The sequence below is a fragment of the Burkholderia sp. HI2761 genome, from assembly GCF_002223355.1.
GTDB lineage: Bacteria > Pseudomonadota > Gammaproteobacteria > Burkholderiales > Burkholderiaceae > Burkholderia.
Genome location: NZ_NKFN01000007.1, coordinates 1,311,401 through 1,325,367 on the forward strand (window position 1 = coordinate 1,311,401; position 13,967 = coordinate 1,325,367).

The window sequence follows — 13,967 nt, forward strand, 5'->3', positions numbered from 1 at the left end:
CCGCGATCGGCCCTTGCACCGCACCATATGGATTCCTGATGAATCACGCTTGCTCGTCGTGAAATACCGGCAAGACATGCTCGGCGATTTCTTCGATGACGTCGCGCACGGGCCGGTCCGATCCGAGGTTCAGCGTGACATGGTGCGTCCCCGCCGCACGCATCTCATGCAGGATGTCGACCAATGCGCGGCGCCCGGTTGCATAACCGAGCGGCAGCGCGGTGGCGGGCGTATCGGCATGCACGGCAAGGTCGAGCCGCATCGATACGCCGAATGCGCGAAATTCCGGCGACGCAAGCCGGTCGACCGCCGCGCGCCACATCGAATAACGGGCGCGCTGCGTATCCGGATCGCGGTGATACGTCATCCAGCCGATCGAATGCCGTGCGATCCAGTCGACGCTCTGTCCGCCCGAGCCGACCGCAAGCATCGGCACCGCGCCGCCGTCGCGCGGCAGCAGCGTGAATTCGGGCGCATCGGGCGGCGCCTGGTCGGGCAGCACGCGCGACGGCACGCCGAGCGCGGCCGCGACGACGTCCCAGTGCGCGCGATAGCGGTCGCGCCGGGTTTCCGCATCGACGCCGAACGCCGCGTATTCGGGCGGCCGGTCGCCGGAGCCGAGCCCGAGGATGAAGCGCCCGCCCGACAGCGTCGCGACCGACAGCGCGCCTTTCGCGATATGCAGCGGATGACGCAGCGGCAGCACGATCGCGCCGCTGGCGAGCGCGATCCCGCGGGTGCGCGACGCCAGTGCGCCGAGCAGGACCCACGGGTCGAGGTGGCCGACCGGGTCGGGATAGTCGGCGCTGTTCAGCGGCACGTCGCGAATCCACAGCGCGCGAAAGCCGAGCGAATCGGCCAGCGCCGCGAGTTCGAGCTGTTCGTTGAAGTCCGCGACGATGCGGCCGCTGCGAAGCAGCGGAAGCGTGAGGCCGATCGACAGCCGCCCGGCCGAGAAGACACGCTGCGCCACGTCGGGGCGGGCCGGAGTGGGTGGGGTCATGGCGAATCCTTAGGAGCGAGGCAGCGGGAACGTGCGGCGCTTCGTGTCCGAATGCTAGCGTGTTTGTGCGATGCCCGAGCGGGACGGCCAAGCCTCGTGCTACCCGACCCGCGGGAGCGCGCCGCGCGGCACGAGTCCCGGGCGTGACGCCGCGCGCCGCACCGCGCGGTTGTCGCGACCGGTGCGGTAGACCGGCGTGCGGGAGTCGATATCCAGCCGCTGCTTCGTGTCGGGCATGCGGCGAGTGCCGGTTCCGGCTGGTCGGTGGCGAGTCGCGGGAAGCTGCGAGGCCGGCCGCTCGCGTCCGACGGCGGGCAAGCGCTGGATGTGGGGCGCTTGTAACGTGACCGGCATGCACCCTGCAGCAACGACGCGACGATGCCGGCGGTGCGTTTCAGTTTCGAAACGTTCGCGCTTTTTGACGGGGCGCGATGCCTGCCCGCGGGCTGGCCTGGCCCCGCGAGGCCTTGCGGCATGAGACATGGTGCGCTCCTTGCATGGTTGTATGGGCCGTGAGTGCGATCGCGGGTGCAGTCGGCTCGGCAATCGCTTCAGTGGGTCGGACGTATCGAAGACGGGGACAAGAGAATGAAAAAAGACCGAAACGCAACGCGTCGTGTTGCAAACATGAATCGCCGACCTCCCAGGGTATTCGCTTCGCCGTGGATCGCGGCGACGTGAGCGAGCGGCTTTCCGTTCCATCCGAGCAATCGGGTCCGTTCTGAACGACGGCGTGCATGCGTGACGCACGAGTCCGACCGGTGCCGGTCGGCCGTCGGGGATGAACCGCGAACGCAGGCGGATGGCCCGGCCCGAATCCCGGAATCGTCATGCCTTGGCGCAACGCACGTCGTCGCGCGGCGAATGCGTTTGCACGCCGCGCATTGCGCCGGCGTGACGGGCGCGGCGATCAGGATCGGGTCGGGAAGCCGGTAACGCGCCGATGGGCGCGGCAGCGCCGGAACACGCGGAGTCCGGGGAGCGTCCGTCGATCGCGGCATGACGGACGTCGCAATATTGTGCTGTCAGTTGATCCACTACCCCGATGGATCAATTGTTGAAGCGCCCGTCGCCGAGCGGCGACGGGCGTCTTTTTGTGCACCGGCGTGCCGTCCGCGGCGGCGCGCCCGATCGCATGACGTTCTGTATCATGTGCTGGCGTGCCTGGCCGCCCGTGCGGGCGCATGGCTTGCCGGCGCGACCGATCACGTTGCCAACATGAACGATAAAGCCTTGCCCGATTCCCCCATCGCCGACGTTGGTCCTGCCGAGCTCGATGCGCTGCAGACGTTCGTCGAGCGTCATCCTCGCCTGCTCGTGCTGACCGGCGCGGGCATCAGCACCGATTCCGGCATTCCCGGTTACCGCGACCGCAATGGCCAATGGATGCGCTCGCCGCCGATTCAGCTTCAGGAATTCCTCGGCTCCGATGCCGCACGGCGCCGCTACTGGGCGCGCAGCATGATCGGCTGGCCGGTCGTCGGCCGCGCGCGGCCGAACGGGTCGCACGTCGCGCTGGCGCGGCTCGGCGGCGCGGGCCGGATCGAGCGCCTCGTCACGCAGAACGTCGACGGTCTGCATCAGCGCGCGGGCAGCGGCGACGTGATCGAGTTGCACGGCGGCATCAACGGCGTGACCTGCCTCGAATGCGGCGCGCATCACGCGCGGGCCGCGATCCAGACCGTGCTCGAAGCCGACAATCCCGAGCTGCTGGGCGCGCAGGCCGAGCCGGCCGCGGACGGCGACGCGCACCTCGAATGGGCGGCGCTCGATACGTTCCGCATTCCGGCGTGCCCCACGTGCGGCGGCCTGCTGAAGCCGGCGGTCGTGTTCTTCGGCGAGAACGTGCCGCGCGAGCGCGTGGCGCTGGCGTCGCAGGCGCTCGAGGCGGCCGACGCGCTGCTCGTCGTCGGCTCGTCGCTGATGGTGTATTCCGGCTATCGCTTCTGCGTGTGGGCGCAGGCGCAGCACAAGCCGGTTGCCGCACTCAATCTCGGCCATACGCGCGCCGACCCGATGCTGACGCTGAAGGTCGAGGCGCGCTGCGCCCCCGCGCTCGACGCACTCGTGGCGCGGCTGGGGCTCGGCCGCGACAGCGACATGAAGGAGCATGCATCGTGACCGGCGCCGCTCCTTCCCCCGATCTGTCCGCGCGGCTGTCGGCGCCGGCGGCCGAACGCAATCGCGGGCCGATCCTCGACGTGCTGCGTCGCGTGCTGCCGGCGAGCGGCAGCGTGCTCGAAATCGCGAGCGGCACCGGGCAGCACGTCGTTCACTTCGCGCAGGCCTTGCCGGGCCTGCACTGGCAGCCGAGCGATCCCGATGCGCAGGCGCGGCGTTCGATCGCCGCGTGGGTCGCGCATGCGGGCCTCGCGAACGTTGCCGGGCCGCTGGCGTTCGACGTGCGCGACACGCCATGGCCGGTCGCGGCGCTCGACGCGATCGTCTGCATCAACATGATTCATATCTCGCCGTGGGCCTGTACCGACGCGCTGTTCGCGGGCGCGTCGCGCGTGCTGCGGCCGGGCGGCGTGCTGTTCCTGTACGGTCCTTACCGTCGCGAAGGCGGGCATACGGCGCCATCGAACGAAGCCTTCGACCGGCAGTTGCGCAGCCGCGACCCGTCGTGGGGCGTGCGCGATCTCGAGACCGTGGTCGCGCTCGGCCTCGATCGCGGGCTCGACTGCATCGAGGTCGTCGAGATGCCGGCGAACAACCTGAGCGTCGTATTCCGGCGCTTGCCGCACGCGGAGCAATGACACGCAAGCGCGCAACGCCGCCGGGTTTCCACTATCCTTTCGCCTGTGCGCGCGGCCCGGCTCGGGTCGCGCCCCGTTTTTTCCGGAGAATTGACTAATGGGCAAACAAGCAATCGGTGTGATCGGGCTCGCGGTGATGGGCCGCAATCTCGCACTCAATATCGAGAGCCGCGGTTACGCGGTGTCTGTGTTCAACCGCAGCCGCGAGAAAACCGACGAACTGATCGCCGAATTCCCCGGCCGCAATCTGGTGCCGACCTATACGCTCGAAGAATTCGTCGCGTCGCTCGAAACGCCGCGCCGGATCCTGATGATGGTGAAGGCCGGGGAAGCGACCGATGCGACGATCGCATCGCTCAAGCCGCTGCTCGAGAAGGGCGACGTGCTGATCGACGGCGGCAATACGCACTTCACCGACACGATCCGCCGCAACCAGGAACTCGCGCAGTCGGGCCTGCACTTCATCGGCACCGGCGTGTCGGGCGGCGAAGAGGGCGCGCTGCGCGGCCCGTCGATCATGCCCGGCGGCCAGCGCGACGCGTACGACCTCGTCGAGCCGATCCTGAAGCAGATCGCCGCGAAGGCGCCGTCCGACGGCGAGCCGTGCGTCGCGTACATGGGGCCGGACGGCGCGGGCCACTACGTGAAGATGGTTCACAACGGCATCGAATACGGCGACATGCAGCTGATCGCCGAAAGCTACTCGGTGCTGAAGGACGTCGCGGGCCTGACCAACGACGAACTCGGCGCGGTGTACACCGAATGGAACCAGGGCGAGCTCGACAGCTACCTGATCGAGATCACGTCGAAGATCTTCGGCAAGAAGGACGAAGAGACCGGCAAGCATCTCGTCGACGTGATCCTCGATCGCGCCGCGCAGAAGGGCACCGGCAAGTGGACGAGCCAGAATGCGCTGGATCTCGGCGTGCCGCTGCCGCTCATCACCGAGTCGGTGTTCGCGCGCGTGCTGTCGTCGCTGAAGACCGAGCGCGTCGCGGCCAGCAAGATCCTGTCGGGCCCGGCCGCCGCGCCGTTCGACGACGATCGTGCCGCGTTCGTCGAAGCGGTGCGCCGCGCGCTGTACCTGAGCAAGGTGATCTCGTACGCGCAGGGCTTCGCGCAACTGCGCACGGCGTCGGAAGAATATGGCTGGAGCCTCGATCTCGGGACGATCGCGAAGATCTTCCGCGCGGGCTGCATCATCCGCGCGCGCTTCCTGCAGAAGATCACCGACGCGTATGCGAAGGATCCGGCGCTCGCGAACCTGCTGCTCGACCCGTACTTCAAGGACATCGCCGCGAACTACCAGACGTCGCTGCGCGACGTCGTGGTGGCCGCGGTGAAGGCCGGCGTGCCGGTCCCGGCGTTCGCATCGGCGGTCGCGTACTTCGACAGCTACCGTTCCGAGCGGCTGCCGGCGAACCTCGTGCAGGCGCAGCGCGACTTCTTCGGCGCGCATACGTTCGAGCGCACCGACAAGCCGGGCAGCTTCCACGCGAACTGGTCGTAACCGGCTGGCGGTGGCGGCATTGTTGCGAAAATCTATTCTTTGAATAGGGTTTTTCTATCCCGGATGCCGACATTGTTGGCTCCGGGGAAACAGTGTTTTCGTTCTTTCATGGTTTTCCCTAGGTGCTGTCGGGACTAAACTCTGTTCCATCGCTGCAGACATGGTGTGTGCGGCGGAGCAAAAAAATCCCGGAGGTAATCATGAAATCGCTGATCGCAACGTTCGCTGCTGCTGCTGTCCTCGCCGTCCCCGCCGTCTCGTTCGCCCAACAGAACGCGCCCGTCACCCGTGCACAGGTGAAGGCCGAACTGGCCCAGCTGCAACAGGCCGGCTACAAGCTGGGCAGCGACCGGACCAACTATCCGGAAGGCATCCAGGCTGCTGAAGCCCGCGTGAACCCGCAACAGAACGTCGCCGCTGCCGACACGACCGGCTACGGTGCGCAACCGGCCGCAGGCCAGGAATCGGGCGTACCGGCTGCCGCCAAGGCCGGCTGGCAAGTCAAGCGCATCGCGGATGGCGCACCGGTCTACAAGGGTCGTTAATGGTACGGCCGCGCTGGCGACCGCATCCGACCCCCTGTAATACGACAGCCCGTCGCACCGCATAGCGGTACGACGGGCTGTTTTCATTGGCGGCGCGCGATGCGCCGGCGTTCAGTGCAGCGGACGCCTGCCGCGCCCGATATCGCGGAACAGCGCTTCGGCCGGTTCCAGCACCTGCAGCCACGTTTCGTCGTAACCGCTCAGCGTATCGAGTGCGTCGCGCAACCGTTCGATCGCGAGGACCGGCAGCTCCACGCTGTGGCGCGTGGCGCCGGTCAGATGCGTGACGCTCGCCAGCTGGACGAGCGCATCGGCCGCTTCGGCGACGTCGGTCGCGAACACCAGGTGCCGGTTGAGCAATTCGACCAGACCGCTGGAATCGGCGAAATCGTCGGCGTCGAGCTGCACGGAGAGAAACGTCGCGTTATTCATTGTCGTGCTCCTCGTTGTCGTTGGATCGCGTTGCGCATCACCGAGTATAGGCGGCGATCGAAGCGGAGAATATGACGGGGCCGATACGGGCGGCGAGGGCGACGGCGCCCGGGAACCCCCCACGAGCGCCCGCCGGACGGCCCGCCTGGCACGGCTCGCGGCCCACTGGCGCGCGTGCGACGCCGCAAGATTGTTTCCGGATCAGCCAACTGTCGGGGCCTCGAGCGCGACAAATGGTATCTTTGCCGGTCGGGATGACGCGAAAAAGGGGCCGGTGAGCTCGTTCGCGCCGACGTTCCGCTGTGGAAACCGATGGCCGCGAAAGCGGTCGGATACTGGTTGAGCCGGCCGTTCGGCCGGACATCGTGCGTCGCGTGCCGGGGGCGGTGGGCGGCGCAACGACGCAAATCCGGGAGGACCCTTGAGAGAAACTATTCCCATCCACGACGCGCTCACGCGGTGGCTGCCGCAGGCGGCGCTCGTTGCCGCGGCCATCGCGCTCACGGGCTGCACGATGACGCCGTGGACCGACAGCTGGCAACCCACGCGCCAATCGGCGCCCACGTCGGCTGCGACGCCGGGCGTGATTGCCGGCTATTACCGCGTGAACCCGGGCGATACGCTGGCGGGCATCGCGAACGCCTACGGGCAGCGCGTGCAGGACGTGGCCAGCTGGAACCACATGTCGCCCACCGACGCGGTGTCGCCGGGGCAGGTGCTGCGGGTCGCGCCGCCGCCGGCCGCGACCTCGTACGGGCAGCCGCCCGCGGCGGCCGCCCAGCCGGGCTCGCTCGCATGGCCCGCCACGGGTGTCGTCGCGACACCGTTCTCGGCCGGCAAGACGCGCGGCGTCGTGATCGTCGCATCCGGGCCCGACCATTCGGTGCGGGCCGCGGCAAACGGGCGCGTGGTGTACGCCGGCTCCGGCGTCAAGGCGTATGGTCCGCTCGTGATCCTGAAGCACGACAACGGGCTCATCACGGCCTACGGGCACAACGGCAAGCTGCTCGTCAACGAAGGCGACGCGGTGCGCCAGGGGCAGCCGGTCGCCGAAATGGGCACCGACGCGAGCGGTCGCTCGACGTTCGAGTTCGAAGTCCGTCAGAACGGCAAGGTCGTCGATCCGATGAACTTCCTGCCGCGCAACGGCGGCTGATCGCCGGCATCGCCACGTGTGCGCCGGGTGGCGCACACGTTCCCGCCTTTTTCACCTTTTCCGTCTTCATCCTTCCTTGAGCATCGCGCCGCCGGACTGTCTCGCACGATTGCCGAGCCAGCAAATGCCCAATGCGAGCGCCGCCGCGCCGAGCGCGATCAGCGAACACTGGATCGCGACGGGCAGGTAGCCGTGCGGCCGCGGATCGACGAACGGGTAGGGATACCAGTTCTCCACCGCGCCGCGCACGAGCGTATAGCCGAGATAGACGACCGGAAAGCCGAGCCACGCGAACGCGCTGCGGCGCGGAATCGGCGAGCGCGGTTCGACATAGAGCCAGTCGCACAGCATCACGAGCGGCACGATCCGGTGCAGTACCCAGTTGTTGAACGCAGGCGTGACGTGGCGCAGCGCATCGAGCCGCGCGAGCAGGAGCTCGTAGACGATCGCGGTGATCAGCACGTACAGCACCGCCGCGCCGCGCATCGATTCGTAGCGGGCCGAGCCGGGGCGCGCGAGGCGCCACAGCCCCGCGGCCAGCATCGCGGCCGCGTAGAGGCTGCTCAGTTGCGTGAAGTAGCTGAGGTAGTTGCCGAGATGGAAGTTCGGCAGGCGCCAGTAGTCGGCGATGCTGTGCAGCGTGGTGGACACCGCGAGCAACGCGGCGATCAGCCGATAGGCCGCAACGAAGAACGCTTTGCTCATGATGCCCGCGCGCCGTCGCACCAAAGCTTCATCGTGCCACAGCCGCTCGCGCGCGCGATGCGGATTTTCCATAGGGCGGCCTTGCAGGGCGCGCGTTGACGATTCGTCGGATATTTGATCGGGCCGTGCAAAACCGGACGCCCGTGCGGCTACAATCGTCACGGCGTTGACTGGCGCAGGCCGATCGCAACTGGCGCCCTCCCCGAATACAACACGAGACCAAGCATGAGAAACATCCTCGCGAAACAGACGTGCTACAGCTCGCCCGCGATCTTCTTCCACTGGGCCATCTTCCTGCTGGTCGCGCTGGCCTACCTGGCCATCGAGATTCGCGGGCCGAAAGGCAGCGACAGCCGTGCGTTCTGGATGAACGTGCATCTGACGGCCGGGACGTTCGTCCTCGTGCTGTCGGTGCTGCGCGTGCTGTGGCGAGTCGTCAGCCGCGTGCCGGAAGCCATTCCGCAGGCGACGCTGCTGCGCTGGCTGTCGAAGCTCGCGCATGTCGCGCTCTACGTGTTCATCATCGCGCAGCCGCTGCTCGGCATCATGATGATCAACATGGGCGGCAAGCCGGTGTCGCTCGACTGGCTCGGCGTGTCGTTCACGCTGTTCGGCCCCGACAAGGCGTTGCGGCCGACGATCAAGGAAGCGCACGAGCTGATCGGCAACGCGTTCTATTTCGTGATCGGCCTGCATGCGCTGGCCGCGCTCTACCATCACTTCATCCGGCGCGACGACGTGCTGCGGCGCATGGCACCCTGATCGTCCCGTCTCCGGAGCGCGCGGCACACGGGGGCGCATGGTTGTGTTGACAACCATGCGCCCCCGCTTCGTTTACCGTCATGCGCACTGGTCACCACGTCGAACATTCGGTAACATCGCGGCTGCCTTTACATTTCGCTTACTCGTCGCCGTACATGCTGCACCGACATCGTCACCTGACTGCCTGGCTTGGCCTGCTCGTGATCTGGATCGCGATCGCGGCGCCGCTGGTGTCGCAGTGGCGTATCGCGCACGCGGCCACGCCCGATGCGATCGTCTGCAGTACCGAGCATGGTGCGCATCGTTCGTCCGATGCGGGCGGCATGCACGATCGTGCGCTGCATCTCGACGCGTGCGGCTACTGCGGCTTCTTTGCTCATAGCCCGGCCATCGGCGCGCCTGCCGCCGCATCGGTCGGCGCCATGCCCGTCGCTTCCGTTTTCGCCGCCGCGTCGCCTGCCGCCGCGGCGCGCAGCGACCGCTATCCGCGCGCCTATCCGCGCGCACCGCCCGAGCGCGCCTGACGCGTTTCCCGCCGTTCCTACTTCCGCCGATATCCGTGCGGCCCGTCGAGGCCGCGTGGAGGGCGTCACTCGGGCTTTCGATCATGATCAATTTCCAGTTGCGTGCGCCGTGTGCGTCACGCACTACCGGTGTGCGGCCGCTGCCGCGCATGCTGAAACTTACCGTTCCCGCGCTGGCCGTCGGCGCGCTGGCCGCGAGCGCTGCCGCAGCCGAAACCGCGCACGCGGCCGGTGCGACGGCGAACGACGCCGGCGTGCTTCTGCCGCCCGTCGAAGTCGTCGCATCGCCGCTGTCGACGCCGCTCGTCGTCGTCACGGATCCGAAGGCGCCGCGCCAGCCGCTGCCCGCCAGCGACGGCGCCGATTACCTGAAGACGATCCCCGGCTTCACGTCGATCCGCAGCGGCGGCACGAACGGCGACCCCGTGCTGCGCGGGATGTTCGGGTCACGGCTGAACATCCTGGCGAACGGGATGCCGACGCTCGGCGCGTGCCCGAACCGGATGGACGCGCCGACGTCGTATATCGCGCCGGAAAGCTATGACAAGGTCACCGTCGTGAAGGGGCCGCAGACCGTGTTGTATGGCCCGGGCGCGTCGGCCGGCACCGTGCTGTTCGAGCGCGTGACGCCGCGTTTCGAGCGCCCCGGCATGCGCTTCGACGGCAGTCTCGTCGGCGGGTCGTTTGGCCGCAACGACCTGAACATCGACCTGAGCGCCGGCACGCCGGACGTCTATGGCCGCGTGAGCGCGAACCACGCGCATTCGCAGGACTACAAGGACGGCAACGGCAACACGGTGCCGTCGCAGTGGGACAAGTGGAACGCCGACGCGGCGCTCGGCTGGACGCCCGACGACCATACGCGCGTCGAGCTGACCGCCGGCACCGGCGACGGTTATGCGCGCTACGCGGGCCGCGGGATGGACGGCGCGCATTTCCGCCGAGAGACGTTCGGCCTGTCGTTCGACAAGCGGCATCTCGGCGACGTGCTCGACCGGATCGAGGCGCGCGTGTACTACAACGAAGCCGATCACGTGATGGACAACCATACGTTGCGGCAGCCCGACCCGACGAGCAGCATGCCGATGCGGATGGCCGCGGACGTGCGACGCCGCACGCTCGGCGCGCGTGCGGCCGCGACGTTGCGCTTCGGCGACGACTTCAAGTTCGTCACGGGTGTCGACGCGCAATCGAACCGGCTCGATTCGCGCTCCGCGATGGGCTGGCAAAACTACGGCAACCAGCCGTGGGATGCGCAGGCGACGATGTGGAATGCGGGCGTGTTCGGCGAGCTGACGTGGTATGCGAGCGACGTGTCGCGCGTGATCGGCGGCGCGCGCGTCGACCATGCGAGCGCACGCGACAAGCGCGCGACGAAGCGCGGCATGATGACGAGCAAGCCGAACCCGACCTTCGACGACGATCGCGCGCGCGTGCTGCCGAGCGGCTTCGTGCGCTACGAGCGCGATCTCGCGTCGCTGCCCGTCACGTGGTACGCGGGGATCGGCCATGCGGAGCGTTATCCGGACTACTGGGAACTGTTCTCCGCGACGCGCGGGCCGGCCGGTTCGGTCAATGCGTTCTCGGCGGTGCAGCCGGAGAAGACCACGCAGCTCGACGTCGGCGCGCAATACAAGAGCGACCGGCTCGATGCATGGGTGTCGGCGTACGCGGGCTACGTACAGGACTTCATCCTGTTCAACTATGCGGCCGGCATGATGGGGCCGACCACGCAGGCAACCAACGTCAACGCGCAGATCATGGGCGGCGAAGCGGGCGTGTCGTGGCGGCCGGTCGCGCCGCTGCGCGTCGAGACGTCGCTCGCGTATGCGTGGGGGCGCAACGTGGCGAGCGGCGATCCGCTGCCGCAGATGCCGCCGCTCGAGGCGCGCATCGGGCTCGAATACACGCGCGGCGCATGGTCGGCAGGCGGCCTGTGGCGCATCGTTGCGCCGCAGCATCGCTATGCACCGAATGAGGGCAACGTGGTCGGCAAGGACTTCGGCCCGAGCGCCGGATTCGGCGTGCTGTCGCTGCATACGCAGTACAACGTCGGCAAGACCGTGCAGATCTCGGTCGGCGTCGACAACGTGCTCAACAAGGCCTACACCGAGCATCTGAACCTCGCCGGCAACGCGGGCTTCGGCTATCCGGCGAACGCGCCGGTGATGGAGCCGGGGCGTACCGCGTGGGTGCGCGTGAGCGCGAAGCTGTAGCGCGCATCGCGCATGTGCGTCGCAGCATGCGCATGCGTGAACGCCGCACCGCCCGAACGGGCGGTGCGCGTCAACCGATTAGAGAACCGTATCTAGTCGGGGAGCAAACGTTCGCGAGTCGTGCTTCACTCCCGCATTCGACACACGCGGTGCGCGCGATGCGGCGTGCGTGTCGATCCGGTGTCATTCGCACCGGCAGCACAATAATCAGGAGAACATGCATGGCCAGATCGATGCGTTCCAGGGTAATGGCAGGGGCAGTGGCATGCGCGATGAGCGTCGCGCCGTTCGCGGGGACGGCCGCGCTGATGACGTTCGCGACGACGCACACGGCGATGGCGGCAACCGCGCCCGTCGACGACTATGCGACGACGCGCTATCCGATCATTCTCGTGCACGGGCTGACCGGCACCGACAAGTATGCGGGCGTACTCGAGTACTGGTACGGCATCCAGGAAGACCTGGAGCAGCATGGCGCGACCGTCTACGTCGCGAACCTGTCGGGCTTCCAGAGCGACGACGGCCCGAACGGGCGCGGCGAACAGTTGCTGGCTTACGTGAAGACGGTGCTCGCCGCGACCGGCGCGACCAAGGTCAATCTCGTCGGTCACAGCCAGGGCGGGTTGACGTCGCGCTATGTCGCGGCCGTCGCGCCCGATCTCGTCGCGTCGGTGACGACGATCGGCACGCCGCATCGCGGCTCCGAGTTCGCCGATTTCGTGCAGGGTGTGCTCGCGTACGATCCGACCGGGTTGTCGTCGACGGTGATCGCCGCATTCGTCAATGTATTCGGGATCCTGACGAGCAGCAGCCACAACACGAACCAGGACGCCCTCGCGTCGTTGAAGACGCTGACGACCGCGCAGGCCGCCACCTACAACCAGAACTATCCGAGCGCGGGCCTCGGCGCGCCCGGAAGTTGCCAGACCGGCGCGTCGACGGAAACCGTCGGCGGCAACACGCATCTGCTGTATTCGTGGGCCGGCACGGCGATCCAGCCGACGCTTTCCGTGCTCGGCGTGACGGGCGCGACGGACACGAGCACGCTTCCGGTCGTCGATCCGGCGAACGCACTCGACCTGTCGACGCTCGCGCTGTATGGCACGGGCACGGTGATGATCAACCGCGCCTCGGGCCAGAACGACGGGCTCGTGTCGAAGTGCAGCGCGCTGTACGGCAAGGTGCTGAGCACGAGCTACAAGTGGAACCATCTCGACGAGATCAACCAGTTGCTCGGCGTGCGCGGCGCGTATGCGGAAGATCCGGTCGCGGTGATCCGCACGCATGCGAACCGGTTGAAGCTCGCGGGCGTGTGATCGATGGCGGCACGTGAAAGGCGCGCGCCGCTGGCGCGGCGCGTGGCGATCTATGGTGTCGTGGGGCTGGCTGCGATTGCCGGCGTCGCGATGTGGGGCGGTGCGGGATCGCATCGCGGCACGGGCGCCGCGGGCGACGCGCCGGATGCGGCCGCGGTGGGCGGCGTGGCGGCCGCCGCGCCGCAGCCCGCCGTGCCGGCGAGTGCGGGCCTCCCGCCGTCGCTCGCCGGCTCCAGCGCGCCGCGATTGCCGCTCGATGCGGGCGGCCATCTCGCGAAGTCGCGCGCGGTGCGCGACTTCTTCGACTATTGCCTGAGCGCGCGGAGCGACCTGAGCGCGCCCGCGCTCGATGCGTTCGTCGTACGCGAGATCGCGGCGCAACTCGACGGCACGGTCGCGCAGGCCGAGGCGCTCGACGTGTGGCACCGGTATCGCGCGTATCTCGACGCGCTCGCGACATTGCGCGATGCCGGAGCAGTCGACAAGTCGGATCTGGGCGCGTTGCAGGTGGCGCTGGATCAGCGCGCGTCGATCGCGTATCGCACGCTCGGCGACTGGAGCCAGCCGTTCTTCGGTGCGGAGCAGTGGCGGCAGCGCCACGACCTCGCACGATTGAAAATCGTTCAGGATCGCTCACTGACGGATGCGCAGAAGGCCGAGCGGCTCGCGGCGCTCGAACAGCAGATGCCGGCCGACGAGCGCGCGGCGCAGCAGAGGGTGGAGCGGCAGCGTGCCGCGATCGACCAGATCGCGCAATTGCAGAAGAGCGGCGCGACGCCCGACGCGATGCGCGCGCAACTGACGCAGACGCTCGGCCCCGAGGCGGCGGCGCGCGTCGCGCAGATGCAGCAGGACGATGCGTCGTGGCAGGGCCGTTACGCGGATTATGCGGCCCAGCGTGCGCAGATCGAATCGGCCGGTCTATCGCCGCAGGAGCGCGACGCACGGATCGCGGCGCTGCGGCAGCGTGTGTTCACGAAGCCCGGCGAAGCCGTGCGCGCGGCGTCGCTCGATCGTGGCGCCGGCGGCATGCAGTGAA

13 protein-coding genes are annotated in these 13,967 nt (G+C 68.1%); 10 read left to right on the forward strand and 3 right to left on the reverse strand.

What is annotated here, in order from left to right; translation table 11 throughout:
- Positions 1–43 precede the first annotated feature (43 nt).
- A complete protein-coding gene (locus CFB46_RS23495; protein ID WP_089501447.1) occupies positions 44–1,003 on the reverse strand; it encodes an LLM class oxidoreductase in 960 nt (319 codons plus the stop codon).
- Positions 1,004–2,221: 1,218 nt separating this feature from the next.
- Here CFB46_RS23495 and CFB46_RS23505 point away from each other — a divergent pair.
- The 4 genes from CFB46_RS23505 to CFB46_RS23520 all read left to right on the forward strand — a co-directional run bounded on the left by CFB46_RS23505 (position 2,222) and on the right by CFB46_RS23520 (position 5,817).
- Positions 2,222–3,124 carry an NAD-dependent protein deacetylase gene (locus tag CFB46_RS23505; protein WP_089502318.1) on the forward strand — a complete coding sequence of 301 codons (903 nt, stop codon included), beginning with the start codon at positions 2,222–2,224 and terminating at the stop codon, positions 3,122–3,124.
- The gene (locus CFB46_RS23510) at positions 3,121–3,762 is read left to right on the forward strand and encodes a DUF938 domain-containing protein (RefSeq protein WP_089501448.1); all 642 of its coding nucleotides are present in this window, start codon (positions 3,121–3,123) and stop codon (positions 3,760–3,762) included. Before CFB46_RS23505 ends, CFB46_RS23510 begins: the two co-directional genes overlap by 4 nt.
- Before the next feature lie 97 nt (positions 3,763–3,859).
- Positions 3,860–5,272 (forward strand): NADP-dependent phosphogluconate dehydrogenase, encoded by a 1,413-nt coding sequence (gene gndA / locus CFB46_RS23515; RefSeq protein WP_089501449.1) that lies wholly within the window; start codon positions 3,860–3,862, stop codon positions 5,270–5,272.
- 200 nt (positions 5,273–5,472) lie between these two features.
- Positions 5,473–5,817 carry a DUF4148 domain-containing protein gene (locus CFB46_RS23520; protein WP_089501450.1) on the forward strand — a complete coding sequence of 115 codons (345 nt, stop codon included), beginning with the start codon at positions 5,473–5,475 and terminating at the stop codon, positions 5,815–5,817.
- A 111-nt stretch (positions 5,818–5,928) separates the two neighbouring features.
- On the opposite strand, the gene CFB46_RS23525 is transcribed toward CFB46_RS23520, so the two are convergent.
- A complete protein-coding gene (locus tag CFB46_RS23525) occupies positions 5,929–6,249 on the reverse strand; it encodes a hypothetical protein (RefSeq protein WP_027782579.1) in 321 nt (106 codons plus the stop codon).
- A gap of 421 nt (positions 6,250–6,670) precedes the next feature.
- On the opposite strand from CFB46_RS23525, the gene CFB46_RS23530 reads away from it, so the two are divergent.
- Positions 6,671–7,405 carry a peptidoglycan DD-metalloendopeptidase family protein gene (locus CFB46_RS23530; protein WP_089501451.1) on the forward strand — a complete coding sequence of 245 codons (735 nt, stop codon included), beginning with the start codon at positions 6,671–6,673 and terminating at the stop codon, positions 7,403–7,405.
- Positions 7,406–7,471: 66 nt separating this feature from the next.
- Here CFB46_RS23530 and CFB46_RS23535 read toward each other — a convergent pair whose 3' ends face one another.
- A complete protein-coding gene (locus tag CFB46_RS23535; RefSeq protein WP_027782581.1) occupies positions 7,472–8,110 on the reverse strand; it encodes a Pr6Pr family membrane protein in 639 nt (212 codons plus the stop codon).
- Between the two features lie 225 nt (positions 8,111–8,335).
- Here CFB46_RS23535 and CFB46_RS23540 point away from each other — a divergent pair, with 225 nt between their 5' ends.
- From CFB46_RS23540 to CFB46_RS23560, 5 genes are all read left to right on the forward strand, one after another.
- Positions 8,336–8,872, forward strand: a complete 537-nt coding sequence (locus CFB46_RS23540) for a cytochrome b (RefSeq protein WP_089501452.1) — start codon at positions 8,336–8,338, stop codon at positions 8,870–8,872.
- 155 nt (positions 8,873–9,027) lie between these two features.
- A complete protein-coding gene (locus tag CFB46_RS23545; protein ID WP_089501453.1) occupies positions 9,028–9,396 on the forward strand; it encodes a DUF2946 domain-containing protein in 369 nt (122 codons plus the stop codon).
- An 83-nt stretch (positions 9,397–9,479) separates the two neighbouring features.
- Positions 9,480–11,612, forward strand: coding sequence for a TonB-dependent copper receptor (locus CFB46_RS23550; RefSeq protein ID WP_089501454.1), 2,133 nt, complete (start codon positions 9,480–9,482; stop codon positions 11,610–11,612).
- 221 nt (positions 11,613–11,833) lie between these two features.
- The gene (locus CFB46_RS23555; RefSeq protein WP_089501455.1) at positions 11,834–12,928 is read left to right on the forward strand and encodes a triacylglycerol lipase; all 1,095 of its coding nucleotides are present in this window, start codon (positions 11,834–11,836) and stop codon (positions 12,926–12,928) included.
- A 3-nt stretch (positions 12,929–12,931) separates the two neighbouring features.
- Positions 12,932–13,966, forward strand: a complete 1,035-nt coding sequence (locus tag CFB46_RS23560) for a lipase secretion chaperone (protein WP_089501456.1) — start codon at positions 12,932–12,934, stop codon at positions 13,964–13,966.
- Position 13,967 lies beyond the last annotated feature (1 nt).

Bases quoted from the DNA above. Each gene is read 5' to 3' on its own strand.
- CFB46_RS23525 (WP_027782579.1), bottom strand. From the start codon at position 6,249: ATGAATAACGCGACGTTTCTCTCCGTGCAGCTCGACGCCGACGATTTC.
- CFB46_RS23550 (WP_089501454.1), top strand. From the start codon at position 9,480: ATGATCAATTTCCAGTTGCGTGCGCCGTGTGCGTCACGCACTACCGGT.
- CFB46_RS23555 (WP_089501455.1), top strand. From the start codon at position 11,834: ATGGCCAGATCGATGCGTTCCAGGGTAATGGCAGGGGCAGTGGCATGC.
- gndA (WP_089501449.1), top strand. From the start codon at position 3,860: ATGGGCAAACAAGCAATCGGTGTGATCGGGCTCGCGGTGATGGGCCGC.
- CFB46_RS23535 (WP_027782581.1), bottom strand. From the start codon at position 8,110: ATGAGCAAAGCGTTCTTCGTTGCGGCCTATCGGCTGATCGCCGCGTTG.
- CFB46_RS23495 (WP_089501447.1), bottom strand. From the start codon at position 1,003: ATGACCCCACCCACTCCGGCCCGCCCCGACGTGGCGCAGCGTGTCTTC.
- CFB46_RS23540 (WP_089501452.1), top strand. From the start codon at position 8,336: ATGAGAAACATCCTCGCGAAACAGACGTGCTACAGCTCGCCCGCGATC.
- CFB46_RS23520 (WP_089501450.1), top strand. From the start codon at position 5,473: ATGAAATCGCTGATCGCAACGTTCGCTGCTGCTGCTGTCCTCGCCGTC.
- CFB46_RS23505 (WP_089502318.1), top strand. From the start codon at position 2,222: ATGAACGATAAAGCCTTGCCCGATTCCCCCATCGCCGACGTTGGTCCT.
- CFB46_RS23545 (WP_089501453.1), top strand. From the start codon at position 9,028: ATGCTGCACCGACATCGTCACCTGACTGCCTGGCTTGGCCTGCTCGTG.
- CFB46_RS23560 (WP_089501456.1), top strand. From the start codon at position 12,932: ATGGCGGCACGTGAAAGGCGCGCGCCGCTGGCGCGGCGCGTGGCGATC.